This is a genomic window from Nocardia sp. NPDC055165 (assembly GCF_053606985.1).
The window spans coordinates 101,990-125,764 of sequence record NZ_JBSGSS010000011.1; the positions used below are offsets into that span (position 1 = coordinate 101,990).

The 23,775-nt window shown below is 68.9% G+C and carries 23 protein-coding genes; 7 read left to right on the plus strand and 16 right to left on the minus strand.

The window, feature by feature from the left end; all coding sequences use genetic code 11:
* Window positions 1–137: 137 nt before the first annotated feature.
* The 13 genes from ACWFRF_RS22935 to ACWFRF_RS22995 form a co-directional block, all read right to left on the minus strand.
* Window positions 138–1,409, minus strand: a complete 1,272-nt coding sequence (locus ACWFRF_RS22935) for an FAD-binding oxidoreductase (RefSeq protein ID WP_378660387.1) — start codon at window positions 1,407–1,409, stop codon at window positions 138–140.
* Between the two features lie 51 nt (window positions 1,410–1,460).
* Window positions 1,461–3,014 (minus strand): alkaline phosphatase D family protein, encoded by a 1,554-nt coding sequence (locus ACWFRF_RS22940; RefSeq protein WP_452452163.1) that lies wholly within the window; start codon window positions 3,012–3,014, stop codon window positions 1,461–1,463.
* Window positions 3,015–3,111: 97 nt separating this feature from the next.
* Complete coding sequence (locus tag ACWFRF_RS22945) at window positions 3,112–4,491, minus strand: ABC1 kinase family protein (RefSeq protein ID WP_379313483.1); 1,380 nt, start codon at window positions 4,489–4,491, stop codon at window positions 3,112–3,114.
* A gap of 173 nt (window positions 4,492–4,664) precedes the next feature.
* Window positions 4,665–5,393, minus strand: coding sequence for a lysophospholipid acyltransferase family protein (locus ACWFRF_RS22950; protein WP_378992532.1), 729 nt, complete (start codon window positions 5,391–5,393; stop codon window positions 4,665–4,667).
* 113 nt (window positions 5,394–5,506) lie between these two features.
* A complete protein-coding gene (locus ACWFRF_RS22955) occupies window positions 5,507–6,502 on the minus strand; it encodes an ROK family protein (RefSeq protein WP_378636564.1) in 996 nt (331 codons plus the stop codon).
* Entirely contained in the window at window positions 6,499–7,200 is a 702-nt protein-coding gene (locus tag ACWFRF_RS22960) for a hypothetical protein (RefSeq protein ID WP_387447635.1), read from the minus strand. Before ACWFRF_RS22960 ends, ACWFRF_RS22955 begins: the two co-directional genes overlap by 4 nt.
* Window positions 7,190–8,470, minus strand: coding sequence for an ArsA family ATPase (locus ACWFRF_RS22965; RefSeq protein ID WP_378992677.1), 1,281 nt, complete (start codon window positions 8,468–8,470; stop codon window positions 7,190–7,192). The genes ACWFRF_RS22960 and ACWFRF_RS22965 overlap by 11 nt, the downstream gene beginning before the upstream one ends.
* Complete coding sequence (locus ACWFRF_RS22970) at window positions 8,467–8,904, minus strand: SRPBCC family protein (protein WP_378992534.1); 438 nt, start codon at window positions 8,902–8,904, stop codon at window positions 8,467–8,469. The genes ACWFRF_RS22965 and ACWFRF_RS22970 overlap by 4 nt, the downstream gene beginning before the upstream one ends.
* Window positions 8,905–8,943: 39 nt before the next feature.
* Window positions 8,944–9,339 (minus strand): polyketide cyclase / dehydrase and lipid transport, encoded by a 396-nt coding sequence (locus tag ACWFRF_RS22975; protein WP_378992536.1) that lies wholly within the window; start codon window positions 9,337–9,339, stop codon window positions 8,944–8,946.
* A gap of 43 nt (window positions 9,340–9,382) precedes the next feature.
* The gene (locus ACWFRF_RS22980) at window positions 9,383–10,510 is read right to left on the minus strand and encodes a glycosyltransferase family 4 protein (protein WP_378992538.1); all 1,128 of its coding nucleotides are present in this window, start codon (window positions 10,508–10,510) and stop codon (window positions 9,383–9,385) included.
* Window positions 10,511–10,579: 69 nt separating this feature from the next.
* The gene (locus ACWFRF_RS22985) at window positions 10,580–11,587 is read right to left on the minus strand and encodes a peptidase MA family metallohydrolase (RefSeq protein WP_452452167.1); all 1,008 of its coding nucleotides are present in this window, start codon (window positions 11,585–11,587) and stop codon (window positions 10,580–10,582) included.
* 9 nt (window positions 11,588–11,596) lie between these two features.
* Window positions 11,597–12,661: an NlpC/P60 family protein gene (locus ACWFRF_RS22990; RefSeq protein ID WP_378992541.1), complete on the minus strand. Its 1,065-nt coding sequence runs from the start codon at window positions 12,659–12,661 to the stop codon at window positions 11,597–11,599.
* A 224-nt stretch (window positions 12,662–12,885) separates the two neighbouring features.
* Window positions 12,886–13,455 carry a C40 family peptidase gene (locus ACWFRF_RS22995; RefSeq protein ID WP_378636581.1) on the minus strand — a complete coding sequence of 190 codons (570 nt, stop codon included), beginning with the start codon at window positions 13,453–13,455 and terminating at the stop codon, window positions 12,886–12,888.
* A gap of 712 nt (window positions 13,456–14,167) precedes the next feature.
* Here ACWFRF_RS22995 and ACWFRF_RS23000 point away from each other — a divergent pair.
* The 3 genes from ACWFRF_RS23000 (at window position 14,168) to ACWFRF_RS23010 (ending at window position 16,964) form a co-directional block, all read left to right on the plus strand.
* Window positions 14,168–16,027, plus strand: coding sequence for a DEDD exonuclease domain-containing protein (locus tag ACWFRF_RS23000; protein ID WP_452452266.1), 1,860 nt, complete (start codon window positions 14,168–14,170; stop codon window positions 16,025–16,027).
* Window positions 16,028–16,132: 105 nt separating this feature from the next.
* On the plus strand, window positions 16,133–16,684 hold the full coding sequence (trpF, locus tag ACWFRF_RS23005; protein WP_387447633.1) for a phosphoribosylanthranilate isomerase: 552 nt from the start codon (window positions 16,133–16,135) through the stop codon (window positions 16,682–16,684).
* 4 nt (window positions 16,685–16,688) lie between these two features.
* Window positions 16,689–16,964 (plus strand): Lrp/AsnC family transcriptional regulator, encoded by a 276-nt coding sequence (locus tag ACWFRF_RS23010; RefSeq protein WP_101463603.1) that lies wholly within the window; start codon window positions 16,689–16,691, stop codon window positions 16,962–16,964.
* A 10-nt stretch (window positions 16,965–16,974) separates the two neighbouring features.
* Here ACWFRF_RS23010 and trpD read toward each other — a convergent pair whose 3' ends face one another.
* Window positions 16,975–18,036, minus strand: coding sequence for an anthranilate phosphoribosyltransferase (gene trpD / locus ACWFRF_RS23015; protein ID WP_378992544.1), 1,062 nt, complete (start codon window positions 18,034–18,036; stop codon window positions 16,975–16,977).
* Between the two features lie 91 nt (window positions 18,037–18,127).
* Window positions 18,128–18,544, minus strand: a complete 417-nt coding sequence (locus ACWFRF_RS23020) for a hypothetical protein (protein ID WP_449970862.1) — start codon at window positions 18,542–18,544, stop codon at window positions 18,128–18,130.
* A gap of 179 nt (window positions 18,545–18,723) precedes the next feature.
* Between ACWFRF_RS23020 and ctaE the strand changes: the two genes are divergently transcribed.
* From ctaE to qcrB, 4 genes are all read left to right on the plus strand, one after another.
* The gene (ctaE, locus tag ACWFRF_RS23025) at window positions 18,724–19,335 is read left to right on the plus strand and encodes an aa3-type cytochrome oxidase subunit III (protein ID WP_378712418.1); all 612 of its coding nucleotides are present in this window, start codon (window positions 18,724–18,726) and stop codon (window positions 19,333–19,335) included.
* A gap of 57 nt (window positions 19,336–19,392) precedes the next feature.
* The gene (gene qcrC / locus ACWFRF_RS23030; protein ID WP_452452171.1) at window positions 19,393–20,271 is read left to right on the plus strand and encodes a cytochrome bc1 complex diheme cytochrome c subunit; all 879 of its coding nucleotides are present in this window, start codon (window positions 19,393–19,395) and stop codon (window positions 20,269–20,271) included.
* A gap of 73 nt (window positions 20,272–20,344) precedes the next feature.
* Window positions 20,345–21,484: a cytochrome bc1 complex Rieske iron-sulfur subunit gene (gene qcrA / locus ACWFRF_RS23035; protein WP_378992547.1), complete on the plus strand. Its 1,140-nt coding sequence runs from the start codon at window positions 20,345–20,347 to the stop codon at window positions 21,482–21,484.
* Entirely contained in the window at window positions 21,481–23,103 is a 1,623-nt protein-coding gene (qcrB, locus tag ACWFRF_RS23040; RefSeq protein ID WP_378992549.1) for a cytochrome bc1 complex cytochrome b subunit, read from the plus strand. Before qcrA ends, qcrB begins: the two co-directional genes overlap by 4 nt.
* Before the next feature lie 76 nt (window positions 23,104–23,179).
* Here the strand turns inward: qcrB and ACWFRF_RS23045 are convergent, their stop codons facing one another.
* Window positions 23,180–23,677 carry a polyadenylate-specific 3'-exoribonuclease AS gene (locus ACWFRF_RS23045; RefSeq protein ID WP_452452267.1) on the minus strand — a complete coding sequence of 166 codons (498 nt, stop codon included), beginning with the start codon at window positions 23,675–23,677 and terminating at the stop codon, window positions 23,180–23,182.
* Window positions 23,678–23,775: the final 98 nt, after the last annotated feature.

Genomic DNA, 23,775 nt, shown 5'->3' on the forward strand with positions numbered 1-23,775 from the left:
AGCCGACTATCCCATCCACTGGGAGATGGATATGACTGATAGTCAGATAGCCGCCGTCGGACCCGACGTGACCAGCGGGTTCGGCGTGTAACACAGTGCGCGCATACGCGCAGCCGGGCGAAACGCCGAACCCGTCCTCAGACGCTGTAGCGCAGGCCCTGCTCCGAGCGGCAGATGTCGTCGATGCCCGAGACGATCTCGCGCAGCTGCTCCGAGGGCAGGGCCGAGGGACGCAGACGGCAGGTGAAGGTGATCAGGCCGTAGTCGGCGGGCGTGAGGCCGCGGGCGGCGGCTTCGGCGCGCAGGTACTCCGAGCGCACGCCGTAGGTCATCGCGGAGATGACAGTGAAGCAGCCAGAGCGCTCGCGGTGCGCCGAGAACAGATCGTGCAGGCCGTAGAAGACCGAACCGTAGTTGGCCAGCGGGGCGAACACACCGACGCGGTAGGCGGGGCCGCGCTCGGAGGAGTTGATGACGGTGTCGGCCAGGTACTCGGCGTCGCGCATGGTGAGGACCTTCGGCGCGAACATCAGCGCGCCCGCCGCCGCGTTGCGGACCGGCATGCCCGCGCGGCCGCCCGCGGCGGAAGCGATGGCGCCCAGCGACTTCCGGGTCCGCGTGCCGACCTCACGCCGGGCCCGCAGGCCGCGCGTGGGGGCGGTGGGGTACAGGCTCGACCACTGACCGAAACGGACGGCGCCGAGGGTCACCTGGCCGGTGCCGACCGGGCGCGCCACCTTCAGCGGGGCGGTGTCGACCCAGCGACCGACCTGCAGCGCCGCGCTGCCGGGGTTGGTGATCTCGTTGGTCGCGTGCTCGACGAAGGAGTCGAAGTCGAGGAACCGGTCGGCGTCGGTGGTGAGCATGGTGTGGTCTTTGTCGACCTCGACCACGTCCAGGGTGAGGGCGGTGATGATGCCCGCGCGACCGCCCGCGCCGAGGATGCGGTGGAACCGCTCGGTGTGGTGGCCGCGCCCGCAGGTGCCGATCCGGCCGTCGGGGTCGACGTACTCGAGGTCGACGATCTGGTCGATGAACATGCCGTAGCGGTGTGAGGCGGTGCTCACCCCGCCGACGGAGGCGAAGCCGCCCGCGGTGATGTCGCGATGATCGCCGACCACCGGCAGGCCGAGACCGTGCGCGCCGAGCCTGCGGTCGATCTCGGACAGCTTCGCGCCCGCCTGCACGCGCACGGTGCGCCGGCCCAGGTTGATGTCGAGCACCGAGTTCATCTTGCGCAGCGAGAGCGCCCCGCGCTGATCGGTCAGGCCATAGGACTCTTCGGTCTGTTCACCGCCGCGCACCGTCAACCGTTCCGACCGACCGCGCGAATCACGCACAGTGCGAACGACATCCGCCGTATCGGTGGGGAGATATTCTTCGGAGATGACGGTATGCGGCGTGCCCATGACCGCATAGCTAACCATAGGTGCGCGGTTCTTGCGCAGGGTACTTCGCACCTATTTCCGCGTGGGCGCGAGTTGCTTGGTGAACAGGACTTTTCCGGTCGCGTCGCACAAGTTGACGGTCATTTCTCCGGTGCGGCCGTCGATTTTCACCTCGCCGAAGTGCTGGTACTCCGGATCCATCGGGGAGGTGTTCGCGGTGGGCGGCGCGTGGACATAGACCGCCTCGGGCCCGAAGGTGGGATCGAGAGGGTTGGGGCCGAACGCGCCCGCGTTGAGCGGGCCCGAGACGAACTCCCAGAACTCGTCGAAATCGGTGAAGGCGGCGCGGGCGGGGGAGTAGTGGTGCGCGGCGGTGTAGTGGACATCCGCGGTGAGCCAGACGACATCGCCGACCTTGTTCGCCTTGATCGCCGAGAGCACCTGGGCGATCTCGGTCTCGCGGCCCGACGGTGCGCCGGGGGCGGCGTTGGCGGGGCCTTCGAAGGCGGTCTTGCCGTCGGGGACGACCACACCCAGCGGCAGGTCGGCGGCGACGATCTTCCAGGTGGCCTTGGAGTTCTTCAACCCCTCGGTGAGCCAGGCGATCTGGGCGGCGCCGAGGATCTGGCCCTGGGCCGCGGTATTGGCGGTGTTGGCGTCCTTGTAAGCGCGCATGTCCAGGACGAACACGTCCAGCAGCGGGCCGTAGGAGATCTTGCGGTAGAGGCGGCCGTCGACAGCTTCCTTGGGCTCCAACGGCATCCACTCGTGGAAGGCCTGCCACGAACGCGTAGCGAGGGTGTCCATGCTGCGCTCGGTGTAGCCCTTGTCGGCGGCGACCGTGCCGCCGGGGGACCAGTTGTTGGTGGTCTCGTGGTCGTCCCACTGGACGATCTGGGCGACGGCGGCGTTGAACCGGCGGTAGTTGTCGTCGGTGAGGTTGTAGGCGTAGTTGCCGCGGAACTGGTCGAGGGTTTCCGCGGGGGCGTTTTTCGCTTCGGCGGTGATGTTGCGCCAGATCCGGCCGTCGGGCAGCGTCACCGATTCCTTCAGCGCGTTGTCGGCGTAGATGCAGTCGCCGGAATGCAGGAACAGGTGCGGGTCGCGAGCGGCCATGGCGGAGAACACCTTCATGCCGCCGAGGTCCGGGTTGATCCCGAAACCCTGGCCGGCGACGTCACCGGACCACAGCAGCGAGATGTCGGCGGGCGCGGTCGGCGCCGTGCGGAACACGCCGGTGAGCGTCTCCGAGCTGGCGCCGCCCTCCCCGTCGAGGCGTACCCGGTAGTGCACGAGTTGCCCGGCGGGCAGACCGTTCACCCGCACCCGTCCGGTGCCGTCGGTAGCCGGGGTGAGCAGCGGCCCCGTGAATCGCTTGACGTCGGTGAACTTCTCGCTCGCCGACGTCTCCACCACCAGCGTCGCGGGCGTATCCGAGCGAGCCCAGATCAGGGCGCCATCACTACGCGGATCCCCGACCGCCACCCCGTGCGTGAGCGAAGGCCTGGCTCGCACCAGTGCGGGCCCGTCGTCACCGCAGGCCACCAGGGCGGGAGCGGTCACCACACCGAGGGCGGTTGCGCGCAGCAGCGTGCGCCGAGACATCGCGAAATCCGAAACAGCCATGAACGTCACGGTGCGCCACCGGTCGGAACACCCGGTCGTTAGCAAGGCAACGGAACATGAACGATGCCGTACGGCAGACCGAACTCGGGTGAGGCGTCTACAGCCCCGCGGCGGCGGCGGTTTCGGGGTACCAGCGGGTGCATTCGGCGCGGAGGGGGACGGCGGTGTGGAGTTGGCACAGGACTGCCAGACCGCCGAGGAAGGAGCGCAGGATCGGGGTGTGGGCGGGGGGCATGGTGAGCTGGCGCAGGATGTTCGTCAGGCGCAGGTCGGTGGCGAGGCGGACCTGTTCGCGGAGCCAGTCGGCCGAGAGCGGGTAGGTGGGGGCGAGGAGGGCTTCGCGGACCGGTTGCAGGCGGGCGGCGACGGTGGCGATGTCGAGGTCGCGGTCGGGAGCGACGAAGCCGTGGCGGCGCATGGCGGCCTCGAGGTCGGCGGGGGAGTCGGCGATGACGGCGGCGCCGACGTCGCTCGCGACGTCGAGGAAGGTGCCGGGCCACGGTGTGCAGGCGCCGAAGTCGACCACGCCGAGCCGGCCGTCGGGCATGCGAAGGAAATTACCGGGGTGCGGGTCGCCGTAGACGAGGGCGGCGCGGGCGGGAGCGGAGAACAGGAAACGCATGATCAGCACGCCGAGCCGGTCGAGTTCGTTCGCATTGCCGCGAATGATCAACCGGGACAGGGGAACACCGTCGAGCCATTCGGTGACCAGTACGTCACCGTGCTGGGCGATCACCCGGCTCACCACGACATCGGGGTCGTCGGCGAAGGCGGTGGCGAAGGCGCGCTGGTTGACGGCCTCGCGGGCGTAGTCGAGTTCGTCGCGGATCTCGTTGCACAGCGCCTCCACCACCGGGCGGGTGTCGGCGCCGGGCAGCAGTGCGGTGAACAACGGTGTGGCGCGTCGCAGAGCTTGCAGGTCGGCCAGCACCGCGCGGCGGGAGCCGGGGTACATGACCTTGACCGCGACCTGCGTGCCGTCGTGCCAGCGGGCCCGATGGACCTGGCCGACCGAGGCGGCGGCGGAGGCGCGGTCGTCGAATTCGAGGAACAGCGAGCGCCAGTCCGGGCCGAGATGGGTGGCGAGCTCGGCGTGGACCGCGCCCGGGAGCATGGCGGGCGCCGAATCGTGCAGTCGGGCAAGGGCTTGGCGATACGGTTCGGCCAGGTCGGGGGCCAGGCCGAGTTCGAGCAGGCCGAGGAGCTGGCCCAGTTTCGCGACACAGCCCTTGAGCTCGCCGAGTACCTGGAAGAGGTGTTCGGCGGTGCGAACGCGGATGTCGCGGTCGACGGCGGCGGGGTCGCGACCCGCGGCGCGTTTGCCGAAGCCCGCGATGCGGCGGCCCGCGTAGGCCACCGGTACCGCGGCCAAGCGCGCGCTGCGCACTACCCGGCCGGTGGGCGGATTGCCGTCACGCGGGGTCGTCCGCCGGGCGAACGGCATGACGCGACCCTCGTCGGATTCGCCTCCGGCCATCGTCTACCTCGCTGTCCCGACGCCCGCCACCTGTGGTGGCCGCCCGCCCGTGCCTGGCAAAGGTTACCAATCGGGCGCGAAGGTGTCCGGGCAACGGCGGACGCGTGCGCGGAGAAACGATCCGGGCAACGACGACGTACGCCGGTTCATCGTGTGGCGCACCAGGGTTCGGCTCAGCCGGCCTTGGTCTCGGGGATGCGGGTGGCGTCGATCTGGTTGTCGGTGGGCGCGACGCCCTTCTTGAGGCTGTGCGCGTACACGTCGACATATTCCTGGCCGGTGAGCCGCATCAGCTCGTACATCACCTCGTCGGTGACAGCGCGTTCGACGAAGCGGTTACCGCTCATGCCCTCGTAGCGCGAGAAATCAAGAGGCGCACCGAACTTCAGCGTGACCTTCTGGCGACGCCACTTGAACGGTCCGGGCGGGCTCACCTTGTCGGTGCCGATCACCGCGACCGGGATCACCGGGACGCCGGTCTCCAGCGCGAGGCGCGCCATGCCGGTCTTGCCCTTGTAGAGGCGGCCGTCGGGGGAGCGGGTGCCCTCGGGGTACAGGCCGACGAGGCGACCTTCGTCGAGGAGTTTGGTGGCGGCGATGAGTGCGTCGTCGGCAGCCGAGGCGCCACTGCGATCGATCGGGTACTGGCCGGTGCCGCTGAAGAAGAACTTCTGCAGGCGCCCCTTGAAGCCAGGGGTGGTGAAGTATTCCGCCTTGGCGAGGTAGTTGATCCGCCGCGGGCTCAGCAGCGGTGCGAACAGCCAGTCGGAGAACGACAGATGGTTACCCGCCATGATCGCCGGTCCATCGGCCGGGACGTTCTCGAGGCCCTCGACAACGGGCCGGTTGTACAGATGCATGAACGGTCCCGGGAAGACGTACTTGAGCAGCCAATAGAACATGGCGTCCTTTCTTCGGACCGGGATCGTGGTGTGCGGCTTCGGACAACGACTTTACCGCTGGTCGCAGGTCACAACCAACCCGAGCTGGTAGCTGGAGCACATGGCTGTGACCCTTATCTCGCCGCGCGACCGGCCACCGGCGCATCGACCGCCGCCCTGGCCAATTCCGCGGCGCCGATCATGCCCGCGGCCTCCCCGAGCTGCGTGGTACGCAGACGCGCCAGCGGTCGATGCCCGGCTCCGGTGACCGCGCTCGCGTAGTGTTCGCGAGCCTCGTCGAGGAACAGCGGCGCCGAACTGCTCACCCCACCCGCGATCACCACGAGGTCGGGATCGAACAGATCGCTGACGAAGGCGAGGCCGAGTCCGAGCCACCGCGCGAAGTCGGCCATCACCCGGACCGCGAGCGGATCGCCGTCCTGTGCGGCGCCCGCGACCCGGCGGCCGGTGAGCGAGCCGGGGTCGCGCAGCACATCGCGCGCCAGCACCGAACGCACAGGGTCGGTGGCGAGCATTTCGATGGCGGTGTCGGCCAGCGCCGTTCCGCTGCAGTAGCGCTCCCAGCAACCGTGTTTGCCGCAGGGACAGGCACGGCCCTCGGGCACGACCTGGAGATGGCCGAGTTCGGGGGCGATGCCGTGGCTGCCGCGATAGAGCTGACCGTCGATGAGCAGCGCGGCGCCGATGCCGGTGCCGATCGCGACGAGCACCACCGTCTGCCCGCCCGCCGCCGCGCCGAAGCGGTACTCGGCCCAGCCCGCGGCGTTCGCGTCGTGTTCGAGGATCACCGGCAGGCCCAGCCGCGCGGTGAGCCGTTGGGCGACCGGGGCGTTCTGCCACGGCAGGTGCGGGGCGAACAGGACCGTCGATTGATCGGTCGAGATGAAACCGGCGACGGCCAGCCCCACCGCCGCGATCGGATGCCGGCGGGCCAGCTCGCGCACCGAGCGGTCGATCGCGTCCTCGAGGGCGCGCGCCGAATGCGGGGTCGGCGCCTGCACAGTGTCGAGCACCTCGCCGTCGACGTCGACCACCGAGGCACGAATGTTGGTGCCACCCACATCGATGCCGACGGTGAGCAGGTGTTGAGGGTCGATCCTGCTGGTCATCCCCGGATCGTCACCGGAATGTCGACATATTGCGAGCGCGGCGCGCGGGCGGCGGCCGACCGATCCTCGGCGGTGGGCCTGGGGCGCTGGTTCGGGTCGGCGGCCGTCGGCGGCGCGGTGGTGGCGAATGCGGCAGCGTCCGGCGCGGTCGCGTCGGCGCGGTCGGGTTCGGGGGTGATGTGTGGTGTGCGCGTGGTCCGCGGCGCGTTGTACTCGTCGACCCGGCGCGGGCGAGGGGCGCTGGACTGGTCCGGGCGCGGGGCTCGCGAGCGCGGGCTGGAACCCGGATCCTGCAGACCCGTGGCACCGCTGGGGCGTGGGGGCTGACCTGTGGGCTCGTGTGCGGTGGCATGGTCGTCGGCCGAATTCGGGTGTCCCGCAGCGTGCTCGGCCCATTCCGGCGGGAGGACCGGTTCGACGGGAATGCCCGCGAGGGCTTCGCGCAGGACCGTCACCATGGAGGTGCCGTGGTCGGCGAGGGCCGCGACGACGTCGTGGTGGTCGCCGCGCAGCAGGGCCGCGGCCGCGCAGACCGGGCACCAGGCGCAACCGCCCAGGTCGGCCCGACCGTCGGCGGCGGTGCGGCGTAGCACGGGTTCGACCCGGGCGAGGAGAACTTCGGAGAGTAGGCGCAGCTCCTCGGTGAACTCGGCGAAGCCGTCGTGGCCGTGGCGCTCGGACTGGGAGTCAGTGCTCATCTGCGGTGGCCTTCGTGTAGTTCGGATCGGCGGGCCACACCCGCGGATCGGGCCGGAAGCGGACCACGAGGTGACCGGTGTCGAGTTCGGCGCCCGCCACTGTGCAGCGTCGCAGCACCGGCGCGAGGCGTACGCGTGTGCGTACCCCGTCGGCTCCCACGATCAGATCGTCCTCCACTCGGCCCAGCCGCAAGGTGCCGGGATCGACTACCGGCAGCCGCATCCGCATCGCGTATACGGAGTCGACACCGGAGCCGGACTCCCATCGAACCATCGGTTCGCCCGAATCCGCGCCCTGAGCGTGTTGGGCGGGCAGCGTGTCGACCGAATGCGAGAAGGCCGCCAGCGAATTCACCCCCACCGGTTCGGCGCCGGCGTGCTGGGCGATCAGGATCGGGACATCGGTGAGTTGCTCGTGTAGCCGGGCCACCACCTCGAGTTGCTCGGCGCGGCGGTTCAGATACCAGTGCACGGCCGGGTGGGCGTTGTCGCCGGGCGGTGGCACCGGGGCCAGCACCTTGTTCACCACCACCGCGTCCATCCGCAGGCCCAGCAACGCGGCCGCCGAACGCACCCGCCGCGCCTCGGCGACGGCGACCTGTTCGGGCCCGGTGATCAGGCGGGCGCTGGTGCGGGTGCGGTCGGCGAGGAGATCGCGGACCTGGGTCACCGCGACCACGACCCGTTCGACCGCGGCCGCGAGCACCGCCTTGCGGAGATCCAGTCCGATCGCGCTCATCGTGCGCGCATGCCGGGGCCAGAGGCGTTCGAGATAGTTGAGCATGGTGTCGGGGGCGGTGACGATGCGCAGCATGTCGGCCGAGGGCGGGCAATCGACGACGATGACGTCCCAGTCGTTCTCCTCGGCGTACTGGGCGATCTCGACCAGCATCAGCAGTTCCTGCACACCGGGCAGCCCGGTCAGCTCGGCCGGGTCCAGCGCGGCGAGGTCGAAGCCGTGATCGTGGCCGCCGCCTGTGGCGAGCATCGCCACCACATCGCGGAAACGGTCCTCGAGCAGGGCGAGGGAATCGATCTCGATCACCTCGATGCCGGGCGCCACCCGGGCCACCCCGGCGACGGTGCCCGGATCGTGCGGGAAACGGAAACCGAGCGCGTCACCGAGCGAATGGGCCTGATCCAGCGAGGCGATCAGCACACGCTGACCCGAGCGGGCATAGGTCATGCTCGTCGCGCAGGCCAGCGTCGTCTTCCCGACACCACCCTTGCCGACGAACAGTTCGACGCGGGTACCGCCCGGGGCGCTCAGCCTTCGACCCGCTTCTTGAGCTCGTTGAGCGCGGTGTCGGTGATGACCTTCTCGGCTTTACGTTTGAACATGCCGATCATCGGGATGTTCAGGTCGACGGTGAGTTCGTAGACCACCTCGGTGCCACCCCCCGGCCGGTCCCGGAGTTCGTAGCTGCCGTCCTGGGCCTTCTGCAGGTCACCTTCGAGCAGCCGCCAGCTCACCGCTTTGCCGTCGGCGCGCCAGGTGTAGGACAGCACGTAGGTGTCCTTGACGACGCCGGCGTCGAGCACGAACCGTGCGGTGGCCGCACGCCCTTCGGCATCGCGATCGACGACTTCGACCGACTTCGCGGCGGCCACCCACTCCGGATAGGACTCCAGATCCGCGATAACGGCCATCACCTGCTGCGACGGTGCGTCGATGAGAATCGATCTCTGAGTCCGGTCGGCCATGGCAGCCAAGCCCTCATTTCTGTCTGGGAACGATGCCTGTCAGGGGGCGGCGGGGATCGCGGGCGCGACGCCCGCGGGACGACCGGCTTCTAGTCGTGCTTTGAGTTCGAAGGCCATGTTGCGGCCCGCGACCCGGCGGGCTCGATTGGCCGCGGCGAGCGCGCGCGGCGGCTTCGACGCGGCCGTGGTGGGCTCGGCGTGCAGGAAGTAGTGCAGGATGGCGCCCTCGGGGACGGCCTCGAGCCATACCTCCATGGTGCCGGTCAGCGCGCCTGCCACCGTCCAGCGGATGCCTTTGTCGCCGCGATCCTCGCGCACATCGAGGCGCAGGTCGGGCCACCAGCGGCGCCAGTTGTTCGCGGCGCTGAGCACCTCGGCGATCGCGGTGCCGGGTGCGGCGAGGAAGGTCTGATCTGCGACCTGGATACTGCTCACCCGGCTGAGCGTAGTGGACGCCACATCGGGCCCGGCCAAGGTGTCACCGCAGCAGTTCCCGCAACCGGGCGCCCTGACGGTCCCAATGCCAGTTCCGCTCCACCCAGGCCCGGCCCGCGGCGCCCATCTCGGCCGCCTTGTCCCGGTCGGTGAGCAGCTCGACGATGGCATCGCTGATCTGCGGGACCGACCGGCCGTGCACCACGATGCCGGTCTCGCCCTCGCGCACCGTCTCGGGGGCGCCGCCGGAGTCACCCGCCACGACCGGGACCCCGGTCGCCGACGCCTCGAGGAAGACGATCCCGAGCCCCTCGACGTCCAGGCCCGCCCCGCGTGTGCGGCACGGCATCGCGAACACATCGGCGATCGTGTGATGGGCGGCCAGCTCGCCGGAGGGCACCCGCCCGGTGAACACCACACTGTCCTGCACGCCGAGCGCCTCGGCCAGCGCGCGCAGGCGCGTCTCGTACGGTCCACCGCCGGCGATCACCAGCACCGCGCCGTCGACGCGCTCGCGGATCTCGCTCATCGCCACGATCAGCATGTCCTGACCCTTGCGCGGGACCAGCCGCGACAGGCACAGCACCGTCGGGCGCTCGCCGAGGCCGTAGCGGGCGCGCAGCTCCTCCCGGGCGGCCGGGTCGGGCCGGAACTCGGTGGGGTCGACGCCCGGCGGCAGATGTTCGAGGGCCGCGCGCGGACCGAAGGCCGAGGCGAAACGGCCGCGGGTGTACTTGCTGACGTAGGTCACCACATCGGTGTGCTCGCCGATCGACCGCAGCACCTGGCGCGAACCGGGCAGCATCGACCAGCCGACCTCGTGACCGTGGGTACTGGCCAGGATGCGCTCCGCTCCCGCGCGCCGCAGCATCGGCGCCATCGCCGCCAGGGGAGCGGCCGCGCCGAACCACACGGTGTCGCAGCCGTGTTCGCGCAGCAGCGCACTCGCCCGCTTGATGACCGCGGGGGTCGGCAACATCAGTGTCGTCGGATGACGCACCACCTGGAACTTCTGTGCGGCGTCGAACTTCTCGTGGCTGTCACCGCGCCAGCGCGGGGCGTATACCACCAGGTCCTCGGGCGGCAGCTGATTCGACAGCGCCTGCAGATACGACTGGATTCCGCCCGGCCGAGGCGGGAAATCGTTGGTAACCAGCAGAGTTCGGGCCATAAGAGAACAACCTAATCGGTCGGCTGACGGGTGGGCGGACGTGGTCGGGCGTACCCGCGTCTGCGCCCGTCATGCGGCGCGGCCGCGTAACCAGGCCCGCCACCCGTCCAGCAACTCGGCGCGCGAGGCCCCGAGCACGGCGGTGAACGCCGCATCCTGGGCCGCGGGGGATTGCGGGCCGGTGGCCAGGCGCTTGTACAAGGTGGTGAGGGCGGTGGTGCCGTAGCGGTCGGCGAGGAAGGCGCAGGTGCTCCACGCGCTTTCGTAGGCGTAGGCCGCGTCGACACCGGTGAAATCGGTATCGGCGACGAGTTCGGTGGGCAGGGCGCCGCCGCGCAACCGGGTGGTCAGCGTGGGCGCGATCTGGGAGAAGGTGGTCTGCTGATCGCGCTGAGCGACGTACTCCGCGAAGCCCTCCAGCATCCACAGTGGTGCGCCGTCGGTGGTGTCGGCTCGGGTGGCGAGGTGGGTGAGTTCGTGGCGCAGCAGCGTGGCCATGCCCTCGTTGCCGACCCGCCTGCGGGCGTCGGGGTTGAACACGATGCGCTGGTCGGTGGGCTGGGTGCCCGGGGTGTAGGACCCGGTGAGCGACACGGCGGCCACGTCGGCGCCGGTGGCGCCCGCGGACCTGGTCAGCGCGGTGAATTCGGCGGGAGTGCTCGCCACGACCACCACGGGCGCGCGATTCCACTCGGTGCCCCACACCGCGCTCACATCCGAAATGGCCCGGCCCAGCTGTTGTTCGAGGACATCGAGATCGGCGCGATGGCTGGGGTGGGCCACCAGCAGCGCCGGGGCCGCGGAACCGTCGGCGACTTCACGCACCAGGATCGGGCCATAGGGTTGCAGCTCGCGGCGCACCGGACTCAAGCGCGGATTGTCGATGCCCTCGGAGGTGTCGAGGACTTCGGCCTCGTCGGTGGCCAGCTGCAACGGACCCGCGTTGCGCGGCACCAGGATCAGTGCCACGCACGCCCCGGTCAGCAGTGTGACCGAGGCGAGCGTGATGCAGAATTCCAGGCGGCCGTTCGACGAGAACCACGAACGCAGGCCCGAGCGGGGGGACGGATCGGTCACCGGTCCTGCTCAGTATCGCCGGGCCGAGTGGTACGGGGTGGTGTTGATCGGCGCGACAGCGACCGGCACGCCGAACGTGGAGGCGTGCACCATCATTCCGTTGCCCGCGTAGATGCCGACGTGGGTGATGTCGGGATAGAACAGGATCACGTCGCCGGGCAGCAGTTCGTCCTTGGACACCGGCGTGCCGTAGCCCGCCTGCTGGGAACTGGTGCGCGGCACGTTCTTGCCGACCTGCTTGAACGCCCACTGCACGAGACCGGAGCAGTCGAACTGATCGGGCCCGGTGGCGCCCCAGACATACGGATCGCCGACGCGGGTGAGGGCGGCGGCCAGCGCGCTGGTGCCGCTGCCGGGGACCAGGCCCGCGAGCAGCGAATCACGGTCGAAGCCAGGGGGGAACGGTGAACCGGCCAGCGTCGACTTGTCGCGCGCCGAGAGCTGGCTCCACGCCTCGACCACCGAGGTGGTCGAGGCGGCGAGGTCCTGGCGTTTGCGTTCGACATCGGCGCGCACCGCGTCGGCGGCGGTGGTCGCGGCGTGCGCCGCCTCGGCGGCGGTGCGGGCGACGGCGTCGGCCGCGGTGGCGGCGTCGGCGGCCTGCTTGAACTGGCGGACCGTGTCGGTGGTCTGCTGGGCGAGCACGTCCAGCGTCGACATCTTGTCCAGCAACTGCTGCGGTGAACCGCTCGACAGCACGGCGAACATGCTGTTGGTGCGTACGCCGGTATAGGCGGCCACGGCGGTGCGGTCGATCATCGGCTGGAACCTGCGCACTTCGGCGCGGGCGGCCTCGACGACCGCGGAGGTGGCGGCGACCTTGTCGTCGGCTTCGCGTTGCAGCGCGAGCTTGGCGTCGAGATCGCCTTGCGCGGTGAGTGCGAGCTGGTTGAGCTGCTCGGACTGGCGAGAGAGGTCGACCATGCGCGAGATCGCGTCGGTCGCGGTGGTCGGCATGGCCACGGGGTCGGCACCGGAGGGGCCGGCGGTGTAGATCGCGCACACCAGGATCGCGGCGGAAAGGGCTCCGGCGAAACCACGCGTGGCGTGCGAATTCCGGTGGTGTGCAGTCACAGTGGCCCGTGCCCCGTTCTCTCGTTGTCCGCCGATACAGCGCACTACCTGAGCGCGATCTCCTCGTCAGCCGAGAAGGTCTCGATCAGGTTACGGAACTGTATGCAGTCGTGTCCAGTAAAGGTACGTGCGCCGTCCAACCCAGTGGACGGCGCACGTACCCGGACGATCAGTGCCGTGACGGTGCGCACTTCCCCGCGAACTGCGCATCACGCGGCATTCGATCAGAAGCGTCGAGCACCCGCGAACGGCATCGACGACAGCGACGCGATCTGAACGGGGGTGCCCGCGGTGGAGGCGTGCACGACATTGCCGTCACCGGCGTACAGGCCGGAGTGGCCGCCGCCGTAGAACGACACCATGTCGCCGGGCTGCAGGGCATCGATGGAGACCGGGGTGCCGGCGCCCAGCTGGGCGTCGCTGGTGCGCGGAATGTCCATGCCGGCCTGGGCGTAGGCCCACTGGACCAGACCCGAGCAGTCGAAGGCGTTCGGGCCCGCGGCGCCGTAGACGTAGGGCGAGCCGATCTTGCTCAGCGCGGCATCGAGGGCGATGTCGGCGGCGGTGGCGCGCGGTGCGGTGAAAACCTGCGGCGCGGCCGGGATCTCGATGCCGGGGACGCCCTGGGGCAGCGGAATCTCGTTCGGAACCTCGAAAGTGCCGATGCCGGGCACGGTCACCGGGGTGGCCGATGCCGGGGCGGCCGGCAGGAGGAACGCGCCGATGGTGGCAGCGCCGACGGCTCCGACGGCAACGGCACGCTGCGCCTGACGCTTGACGGTGTTGTTCGCCATGATGCGGAACTTCCAATCTGCCCCACGACGCCGTGTCCGTTTGACGCGGCGGGCTTCGTCTCGCTGACCGTTTCCGATCGGCGGGACTCCGTGAGGTCTCAAAAAGGTTACGAAGACATCACGGGGGTTTGTAAAGTCGGACATCGGTCCAAGGGGGGTTTCGGCTGATATCACCGAAGAATGTGTGCGAGCTGAGTCACACCCGATCACGAAACGATAACGCCAGGTCGCGGCGATCGAGATTTCCGGGTGCTACCGGCGCGTCGCCAATAGGGTTCGCGCGGCGATTTCGGTACCCAGAATCGGTAAATCCGCAGGTCGTACACGCTCGGAGTGCGGTTTGCCTGCGTGTCGGACGGTCCGCCTCACGGGCGGCGCGCCGTAAGCTGCGGCGCGCGCAGAGCGGTAAGGCCGATTACCCATTGAAATCTGATGAACTCATGTGAATTCGATAATAATGTGAGCCCGGTCACAAATCAGTTTGATCTTGGGCATTTTGTTCGCATCAGAACGAAAGTCTCGCGCCGAATTGTCGGCTCCGAAGATCACGGCCCCGGGTTGTGCCGGGTCGCGGGACGGGTCGCCGGGTGGTTCTCTCCGACATCTACTGGCCATGGCCGACTCGATGCGCTCGGAGGAGGTGCGCCCGAGCGGCTGGGCGGTCATCGAGTTCGGGCCGAGCTTGTCGGACCCCCGTCCTACGCTGCTCGCCGTGCCCGATCCCGTTCCGCTCCCGGCTGCCGCCCGGCAGTTGGCCTTCGACGAGCTCGATACCCCGCTGTATGCCACCACTTTCGTCGTCGTCGACCTCGAAACGACCGGGACCAGCGCTGATCGGGACGCGATCACCGAGATCGGGGCGGTGAAGGTGCGCGGCGGTGAGGTGCTGGGGGAGTTCGCGACCCTGGTGAATCCGGGGTACGCGATTCCGCCCGCCATCGTGCAGATCACCGGGATCACCACGGCGATGGTGTACGAGGCGCCGCGGATCGAGGGGGTGCTGCCGGGGTTCTTCGAGTTCGCCGCCGGGGCAGTGCTGGTGGCGCACAACGCGCGGTTCGACACCGCGTTTCTCAAAGCGGCCGCGGCGCGTCAGGACATCGCGTGGCCCAATCCGCAGGTGTTGTGCACCGTGAAGCTGGCGCGGCGGGTGCTCACGCGTGACGAGGCCCCGTCGGCACGACTCGGGGTGCTGGCACAGCTCCTCGGTGCGTCGACGACACCGACGCACCGCGCGCTCGACGACGCCCGCGCCACCGTCGACGTGCTGCACGCGTTGATCGGCCGGGTCGGCAATCAGGGCGTACACAGCCTGACCGAGCTGCTCGACTACCTGCCCGGCGTCACCGGAACCCAGCGCGCCAAGCGCACTTTCGCGACCGATCTGCCTGCCGCGCCCGGCGTCTATCTCTTCCGCGGACCGTCGGACGAAGTCCTCTATATAGGGACTGCGGTGAATCTGCGCCGTCGCGTCCGCAACTACTTCACCGGTTCGGAGACCCGCGGCCGGATGAAAGAGATGGTGGCACTGGCGATTCGGGTCGACCATGTGGTGTGCGCGCACGGCCTCGAAGCCGGGGTGCGCGAGCTGCGGTTGCTCGCCGCGCACGCGCCGCCGTACAACCGCCGCTCGAAATTCCCCAAGCGTGGGTGGTGGCTCACCCTGAGCGAGGAGGCGTTCCCCCGGTTGACCGCGGTGCGCACCCCGACCCGGACCGCGGTGGGGCCGTTCAATTCCCGGACCGACGCCGTCGACGTGGCGTCCACGATCGCCGAATTCGCCGGAATCCGAACCTGCGCCACCCGCCTCACCCGCACGGCGAAACACACCTGCCCGCCCGCGGTGGTCGGCGGCTGTCCCGCCGCACGCCACGACGGTGACCACGACGCCACGAGCTACGCTCCGGCCGTCGACGCGGTCCGCGACCTGTTCACCGGCCGCGCCGACACCCTGCTCCGCGCGATGATCGATCGAATCGAAACATATTCCACCGCAGAGCATTTCGAGGCAGCGGCGCGCTTGCGCGACCGCACCGCCACCGTGGTCACGAAACTGCACCGCACCCAGCGTCTCGCCGCCCTCGCTCGCCTCGCGGAACTGATCATCGCTCTCCCCGACGGTGCGGGCGGCTGGGAATTCTCTGTCATCCGCTACGGCCGCCTCGCCGCCGCGGGCACCGCTGCGCGCGGCACCCCACCGATGGCCGTTGTCGATCAGATCGTCGCCGCCGCCGAAACAGTGATCCCCGACCTGGGCATCGCGTCGCCGGGTAGCGGGACCCAGCGTTCGGCAGCTGAGTCCGATCGGGTGAATGCGCCGGAAGTGGCGTTCTCCCTCGACGGTGCGGTCGTCGACCTCGGCGACCGCATCCCACCCCTGCGCGGAGCTCCACCGGAGGAAGTCGGCGTCATCGCTCGCTGGCTTGCCAAACCCGGCGCGCGGATCGTGCGGACCAGCGACGGGTACCACGAACCGCTGCACGGTGCGGCGCGCTGGGTGGGCTGGGCGCAGCTCGCGCGCACGGCCGCGACCACCAGGAGCGAACAGGAGGAGTATCTGGCCGAACGCTGACGAGCCACACCGGGGCGGCCGAGGCAGGCGAGAACAACCCGTCCTGGATCATGGACGACGACTCCGCGCACGGTGGCGGGGCCCGAGGAGAAGGAGCAGCGGCGAATGTTCGTGAAGGTGTGCGGTCTGACCACCGAGGAACAGATCGACTGGGCGATCGAGCTCGGGTACTCCGCGATCGGCGTCATGGTGACGACGAAGAGCAAGCGCTACCGCACCCCCGAACAGGCACGCGCGCTCGCCGGCTACGCGCGTGGTCGCATCACCACCTTCGCCGTCGCCCTCGAGGCGCGCGAGGTCGCCGAGGTAGCGGACGCGTTCGACGTCGTGCAGCTCTATGAGTGGACCGACCTGCCGAACCTGGCCTTCTGCTCCTCGAACCCGCCGGAACCGGGTCAGACCAGCGAATACTTCTTCTACGACGCCAGCGCGGGCTCCGGTGTGTTCGAGGAATTCCCCGACTGGGTTCGCGCGCAACCGGGCCGGGTGGTGCTGGCGGGCGGCCTGGACCCCGACAACGTCGCCGATGTGATCGCCCGGCACCGTCCCTATGGCGTGGATGTGTCCAGTTCGGTGGAAGCGGCGCCCGGGGTGAAGAGCTATGACCTGATGCGTCGGTTCAAAGCGGCCACCGAGCGGCCCGAAGTTCTAGAGTGATCCCATGATTACCGCGATCGTGATGATCCAGGCGCAGAACTCTCGCATCCCCGAGACCGCGCAGGCCCTCGCCGACACCGAAGGAGTCGCCGAGGTGTACTCCTGCGCCGGTGACGTGGACCTGATCGCGATCGTGCGCGTGCGCGACCACGCGCGCATCGCCGAAGTGGTCACCGCGGGCATCGACAAGGTGGACGGCGTGGTCCGCACCACCACCCACATCGCGTTCAAGTCCTATTCCAGCGCCGACGTGGAAGCCGGATTCTCGCTGGGGGAGTGAGCCTTCGGGGTCAGTTCTCGTCGAGCGTCCTGGTGAGTTCGGCCCAGCTCTGCAGCAGCTTCGCCGCCGCCCCGCTGTCCACCGCGGCGGCGGCGCGCTCGAGCCCGTCGGTCAGCGCCGCGTCCAGGTCGAGATCGACATCGCCGACCCCGCGCGAGAGGTCGTAAGCCACGATCGCCGCGGCCGAGTTCAACAGCACCGCGTCACGGACAGGTCCGGCCGTCCCCGCGAAGACATCGCGCGCGACCTGGGCGTTGACCTCGGCATCCCCGCCACGCAGGTCGTCCAGGTCCACCCTCGCGATGCCGAGCCGCGTCGGATCGATCAGCGTTCGACGGATCCGCCCACCACTGACCACCCACACGTCGGTCAGATCCGAAGTGGTGATCTCGTCGAGCCCGTCACGCCCACGCACGACCAGCGCACTCGACCCACGCGCCTCGAACACCCCGGCGATCACGGGCGCGAGATCGGCGAACGCGCACCCGATCAGCCCGGCGCGCGGCTGGGCCGGATTGGTCAGCGGGCCCAACACGTTGAACACGGTCGGAATGCCGATCTCCTTGCGCGCCGCCCCGGCGAAACGCAGCCCGGAGTGGAACAGCGGCGCGAAACAGAACCCGATCCCCGCCTCGCGCACCGATCGCGCCACCGACCCGGGTCCGAGCGCGAGCTTCACACCCAGCGCTTCGAGCACATCGGCACCACCGGACTTCGACGACGCCGCCCGGTTCCCGTGCTTGACCACGGGGACCCCGGCCGCGGCCACGACCACCGCGGACATGGTCGAGATGTTCACCGACCCCGAACGATCGCCGCCGGTGCCGACGACATCGACCGCGTCGCCGTCGACGTGAACCAGCCGGGCGTGCCCGAGCATCCCGGCCACCATGCCCGCCAGTTCGGTCGGCGTGGGGCCCTTGATCTTCATGGCGACGCCGAACGCCGCGATCTGGGCGGCGGTGGCGTTGTCGGTGAAGATCTCGTCGATCACCCAGGTGGTGTCGTCCGCGGCCAGGTCGCCACCGTCGGCGAGGGTTCCGAGCACCTGGGCCCAGCTGCGCACGCTCATCTGCTCTGCTTCTCCTTCGACGACACCGTTGCGCCACTGTAGATCGGGCGCGCGGAGGTGGCGCAAGGTCTTTTGCGCCGTCGGGCAAAGTTTACGGGGCGGTGCGCGGGGGTTGCAGCGCGTCCCAGCCGTCGGCGACGCCGTCGTGGCGCTGGGCGAGCCCGGCCATCCGCGAGCGTTCCTGCGAGCAGGTCAGCGGATCGAGCCGTTGCACCCGCTGCAGGATGATCGGGACCAGGTCCTCGGCCGGCGCGGCGGGCTCGGCGCGTTCGTATCCGTCATACCCGGCGATCTCGCACGCGGCCTCGATCTGCCCGGCGGGCAGCCGCAGATGGTGGCGCAACACCGCATCGGCCTCCCGATCCAGCTCGCTCGCCCGATCCAGCGCGGTCGAACAAGCCTCGACATCGTCGAAACTCGACGCGACCACCACAAGATCGTCGCGCCCCGGGTCCAACTCCCGCGCCGACCCACCGAACAGCCGCCGCCACATCCGCACCACGACCATCGCCGCCTCCTCGTCTCAGCCTATCCACATCCAACGCTGTCACAATGAGTTGTCGCGCGGTCGTCGCCAACACGCCGACGGAAGTCGTAGACCCCCTCTGTGCGTGGGTTTTCCGACTGGCGCCACAAACTTTCGTACCCGGGTACATGTGTCGTACTACGAAGAGTCATACTTACCCCGTGACGACCGCAGTAGGCACCCCAGGATCGGCCATTACTCAGCGTGTGCATTCGCTGAACCGGCCCAACATGGTCAGCGTCGGAACCATCATCTGGCTGTCGAGCGAGCTGATGTTCTTCGCCGGACTGTTCGCCATGTACTTCGTTGCTCGCGCGCAGGCGCACGGGAACTGGCCCCCGGAGCCGACCGAGCTGAACATGAAGCTCGCGATTCCGGTGACGGCCGTGCTGATCGCGTCCTCGTTCACCTGCCAGATGGGTGTGTTCGCGGCGGAGAAGGGCGACGTGTTCGGCCTTCGTCGCTGGTACAGCATCACCCTGCTGATGGGCGCGTTCTTCGTCGCCGGGCAGGGCTACGAGTACTACCACCTGGTGGAGGAGGGAACTTCGATCGCCGGCAGCTCGTACGGCTCGGTTTTCTACATCACCACCGGCTTCCACGGTCTGCACGTGATCGGCGGTCTGATCGCGTTCGTGTTCCTGCTCGTCCGCACCACGCTGAGCAAGTTCACCCCCGCCCAGGCCACCGCCGCGATCGTGGTGTCGTACTACTGGCACTTCGTCGACATCGTCTGGATCGGGCTGTTCGCCACGATCTACTTCGTCCGATAGCGCGCGGCGCGCACAGCATTTGCACAAGTCGGTTCCGTCTACTCCAAAGGGACACAGATGAGTTCATCTCCCCCGTCGGCCCCAGAGCCCGCCGGCCCCGGCCCCGGCGCCGGGCAGGACGCACAGGCCGCCAAGGCGCGTAAGCAGCGCCGCGCCCGTCGTCGTATCGCGGGTGCTCTCGCGCTGATGATCGGCTTGGTCGGAGCCGGCTTCCTGGCGACCGCGCTCACCCCGCAGGCGCAGGTCGCGACCGCGCACGAGGACCAGTCCGCGCTCATCCGCGAGGGCAAGCAGCTCTACGACACCTCCTGCATCACGTGCCACGGCGCGAACCTGCAGGGTGTCGCCGACCGTGGTCCGAGCCTGATCGGCGTCGGCGAGGCCGCGGTCTACTTCCAGGTCTCCTCCGGCCGCATGCCGATGGCCGCCAACGGTGCCCAGGCGCTGCGCAAGCCGGAGAAGTTCGACGCGCACCAGACCGACGCGCTCGGCGCCTACGTCGCCGCCAACGGCGGTGGCCCCTCGGTGATCCGCGACGCCAACGGTGAGATCGCCCAGGAGTCGCTGCGCGGCGACGACATCGCCCGTGGCTCGGAGCTGTTCCGCATGAACTGCGCCTCCTGCCACAACTTCACCGGTCGCGGTGGCGCGCTCTCCGGCGGCAAGTTCGCGCCGCCGCTGGCCGAGGCCACTGAGCAGCAGATCTACCAGGCGATGGTCACCGGCCCGCAGAACATGCCCAAGTTCTCCGACCGGCAGCTGACGTCGGAGGAGAAGCGCGACATCGTCGCCTACGTCAAGAACTCCGCCGAGGAGAAGTCGCCCGGCGGCTGGGATCTCGGCGGGTTCGGTCCGGCGACCGAAGGTTTGGCGATCTGGGTCATCGGCATCACCGCCGTGGTCGGCGCCGCGATGTGGATCGGATCGCGGTCATGATCGGTCAGTGCGCGGAGGCGGCAGCGCAGCGTAACCACGCAGCGTGCCCGAGCATGACGAATTGGATGCAGCCATGAGTGGACAGGAGCACAGCGACATGGGTCGCGAACCCACCGAAGACGAACTGGACGCGATGTCGCGTGACGAGCTGGTCGAGCTCGGCACCAATCGCGACGACGTCGATGTCGTCTACCGCAACGAGCGGTGGCCGGTGCCGGGCACCAAGGCCGAGAAGCGCGCCGAACGTGCGGTCACGTTCTGGTTCGCCATCTCCGGCCTCGCCGCCGCCGCGCTCATCGGTGTCTTCCTGTTCTGGCCGTGGGAGTGGAAGGGCTACGGCGACGAGGGCCACAGCGCCTACTCGCTGTTCACCCCGCTCGTCGGCCTGACCTTCGGCATCTCGGTGCTGGTCATCGGTGTCGCCGTGGTGCTGATCCGCAAGCGGTTCATCCCCGCCGAGATCTCGATCCAGCAGCGCCACGACGGCCCCTCGGACGAGGTCGAGCGGCGCACCCTGGCGGCCGAGCTGCAGGACGCGCTCGACACCTCCACCCTCGGTCGTCGCAAGATGATGCTCGGTACCGCGGGCGCCGGTGTCGGTGTGCTCGGTATCGGCGCACTGCTGGTGTTCGTCGGCGGCATGGTGAAGAACCCGTGGGCCAAGGGCGACAAGTCGCCGCTGTGGGTCTCGGGCTGGACCCCGGACTACCCGGGCGAGACCGTCTACATCCGCCGCGACACCGGTCGCCCCGGCGACATCGTGCTGGTGCGTCCCGAAGACCTGGACGCCGGCTCGATGGAAACCGTGTTCCCGTGGAAAGAGAAGTGGCGCGGCGATGAGCACGCCACGCTCGAGTCGCTGCGCGGTATCCGTAACGCGGTCATGATGATCCGGTTGCGCACCGAAGACGCCGAGAAGGCGATCAAGCGCAAGGGCCAGGAGAGCTTCAACTTCGGCGACTACTTCGCCTACTCGAAGATCTGCACCCACCTCGGCTGCCCCACCTCGCTGTTCGAGCAGCAGACCAACCGGATCCTGTGCCCCTGCCACCAGTCGCAGTTCCTCGCGACCGAGTGGGCAAAGCCGGTCTTCGGCCCTGCCGCCCGCGCACTGCCTCAGCTGCCGATCACCGTCAACTCCGAGGGCTATTTGGTCGCCGCGGGCGACTTCATCGAGCCGCTCGGCCCGGCCTTCTGGGAGCGTCGTTCATGAGCGTTGTGGCCAATCAGGCAAATGAGATGGACGAGCGGTACCGCGCCGCCGCGTTCATGAAGCGTTCGATCAACAAGGTCTTCCCGACCCACTGGTCGTTCCTGCTGGGTGAGATCGCGCTCTACGCGTTCATCATCCTGCTGCTGTCGGGTGTGTACCTGACGCTGTTCTTCGACCCGTCGATGACCCACGTGGTCTACGACGGCGCCTACCAGCCGCTGCGCGGCGTCGGCATGTCGCGGGCCTACGAGACCGCGCTGAACATCTCCTTCGAGGTGCGCGGCGGTCTGTTCGTCCGGCAGATCCACCACTGGGCGGCCCTGCTGTTCGCGGCGTCGATCATCATCCACCTGTTCCGCATCTTCTTCACCGGCGCGTTCCGCAAGCCGCGTGAGGCGAACTGGGTGATCGGCTCGCTGCTGCTGATCCTGGCGATGTTCGAGGGCTTCTTCGGCTACTCGCTGCCCGACGATCTGCTCTCGGGCACCGGCCTGCGTGCCGCGTTCGGCGGTATCACCATGAGCCTGCCGGTCATCGGTACCTGGATGCACTGGCTGATGTTCGGCGGCGACTTCCCCGGCGACATCATCATCCCGCGCCTCTACATCGCGCACGTGCTGCTGCTGCCCGGCATCATCCTGGCGTTGATCGGCGCGCACGTCGCGCTGGTCTGGTACCAGAAGCACACCCAGTTCCCCGGACCGGCCCGCACCGAGCACAACGTCGTCGGCGCGCGCATTATCCCGGTGTTCGCCGCCGACCAGGGTGCGTTCTTCGCGTTCACCCTCGGCATCGTCGGCATCATGGGCGGTGTCCTGCAGATCAACCCGATCTGGAACCTGGGCCCGTACAACCCCTCTCAGGTCTCGGCGGGTTCACAGCCCGACTTCTACATGATGTGGACCGACGGTTTGGCGCGTCTGATGCCGCCGTGGGAGCTCTACCTCGGTCGCTACACGGTCCCGGCCGTGGTCTGGGTCGCGCTGATCATGGGCCTGGTGTTCACGCTGCTGATCGCCTACCCGTGGATCGAGAAGCGCCTCACCAACGACCACTCGGCGCATCACAACCTGCTCCAGCGTCCGCGCGACGTGCCGGTGCGTACCGCAATCGGTGCCATGGCGATCGCGTTCTACGTGGTGCTCACGCTCTCGTGTGTCAACGACATCATCGCGCTGAAGTTCGACATCTCGCTGAACGCGACCACCTGGATCGGTCGTATCGGCGTGTTGCTGCTGCCGCCGATCGCGTACTTCGTGACCTACCGGTTCTGCATCGGTCTGCAGCGCAGTGACCGGGCGGTGCTCGAGCACGGTATCGAGACCGGTGTGATCAAGCGTCTGCCGCACGGCGAGTACATCGAGGTGCACCAGCCGCTGGGCGGGGTCGACGCACACGGCCACGCCATCCCGCTGGAATACCAGGGCGCCCCGGTGCCCAAGAAGATGAACAAGCTCGGTTCGGCGGGCAAGCCCGGCACCGGTAGCTTCCTCAAGGCCGATCCCAAGGCCGAGGGCGAGTCCTGGGCCGAGATCGAGGAGAACGAGGAGCACCGGATGCTCACGGTTCTCGCCGAGCAGCAGGCGATCGCGAACAACAGCGAGCCGTTCGGTCACTGATCGAACATCGCGAACAACGAAGGCCCCGAGTCGAATTCGACTCGGGGCCTTCGTTGTGCCGGACCGGCGCTGTGTCCTAGAGGCGCGGGGTGCGCCGGTATGTCTCGATGGCCTCGAACTTGGCCAGGTTGTGGCGGGCGTCGGCGAGTGCGTCGTGCGCGTCCTCCGGGATCGGCGGCAGGTCGGGGCTGCCGTGCGCGGCCCAGTGCTGGCGCAGCTCGTTGGTGTAGCGGGGCATGCCCTTGGGCAGCGCCGTCATGTCACCCCACAGCTGGCACAGCGCCACATGGTCGTAGGCGGACACCCACGCCCACAGCTCCGGCTGCACGCTCGGGCGCGGCAGGAAGAACTTGAACAGGTCGTCGCGGATCTGTTCCCTGGTGCGATACAGCGGCGACCCGGCGGCAGGCAGCTTCGGCAGCACATGCTTGCGCACCCACGGCCCGGCCCGCTTCGCATCGAATTCGGTGGAGACCGCGTAGTACTCGCGCCCGTCCTCACAGACGACGCCGATCGAGATCAGGTCGATCGTCACCCCATCCTCGATGAATTCCGAATCGTAGAAATATCGCAGGGAGATCGCCTCTTCGTGCCGGTGGGTTGCTCGTGGGGCTCCGGCGCGACGGGCGATGGACCCCACGACGGGTCGACGAAACCCTATGTGGGCGTCTT

Excerpts from the sequence above, each read along its gene's own strand:
- ACWFRF_RS22935 (WP_378660387.1), bottom strand. The coding sequence starts at position 1,409 with ATGGGCACGCCGCATACCGTCATCTCCGAAGAATATCTCCCCACCGAT.
- ACWFRF_RS22940 (WP_452452163.1), bottom strand. The coding sequence starts at position 3,014 with ATGGCTGTTTCGGATTTCGCGATGTCTCGGCGCACGCTGCTGCGCGCA.
- ACWFRF_RS22945 (WP_379313483.1), bottom strand. The coding sequence starts at position 4,491 with ATGGCCGGAGGCGAATCCGACGAGGGTCGCGTCATGCCGTTCGCCCGG.
- ACWFRF_RS22950 (WP_378992532.1), bottom strand. The coding sequence starts at position 5,393 with ATGTTCTATTGGCTGCTCAAGTACGTCTTCCCGGGACCGTTCATGCAT.
- ACWFRF_RS22955 (WP_378636564.1), bottom strand. The coding sequence starts at position 6,502 with ATGACCAGCAGGATCGACCCTCAACACCTGCTCACCGTCGGCATCGAT.
- ACWFRF_RS22960 (WP_387447635.1), bottom strand. The coding sequence starts at position 7,200 with ATGAGCACTGACTCCCAGTCCGAGCGCCACGGCCACGACGGCTTCGCC.
- ACWFRF_RS22970 (WP_378992534.1), bottom strand. The coding sequence starts at position 8,904 with ATGGCCGACCGGACTCAGAGATCGATTCTCATCGACGCACCGTCGCAG.
- ACWFRF_RS22980 (WP_378992538.1), bottom strand. The coding sequence starts at position 10,510 with ATGGCCCGAACTCTGCTGGTTACCAACGATTTCCCGCCTCGGCCGGGC.
- ACWFRF_RS22995 (WP_378636581.1), bottom strand. The coding sequence starts at position 13,455 with ATGGCGAACAACACCGTCAAGCGTCAGGCGCAGCGTGCCGTTGCCGTC.
- trpF (WP_387447633.1), top strand. The coding sequence starts at position 16,133 with ATGTTCGTGAAGGTGTGCGGTCTGACCACCGAGGAACAGATCGACTGG.
- ACWFRF_RS23010 (WP_101463603.1), top strand. The coding sequence starts at position 16,689 with ATGATTACCGCGATCGTGATGATCCAGGCGCAGAACTCTCGCATCCCC.
- trpD (WP_378992544.1), bottom strand. The coding sequence starts at position 18,036 with ATGAGCGTGCGCAGCTGGGCCCAGGTGCTCGGAACCCTCGCCGACGGT.
- ACWFRF_RS23020 (WP_449970862.1), bottom strand. The coding sequence starts at position 18,544 with ATGGTCGTGGTGCGGATGTGGCGGCGGCTGTTCGGTGGGTCGGCGCGG.
- qcrC (WP_452452171.1), top strand. The coding sequence starts at position 19,393 with ATGAGTTCATCTCCCCCGTCGGCCCCAGAGCCCGCCGGCCCCGGCCCC.
- qcrA (WP_378992547.1), top strand. The coding sequence starts at position 20,345 with ATGAGTGGACAGGAGCACAGCGACATGGGTCGCGAACCCACCGAAGAC.
- qcrB (WP_378992549.1), top strand. The coding sequence starts at position 21,481 with ATGAGCGTTGTGGCCAATCAGGCAAATGAGATGGACGAGCGGTACCGC.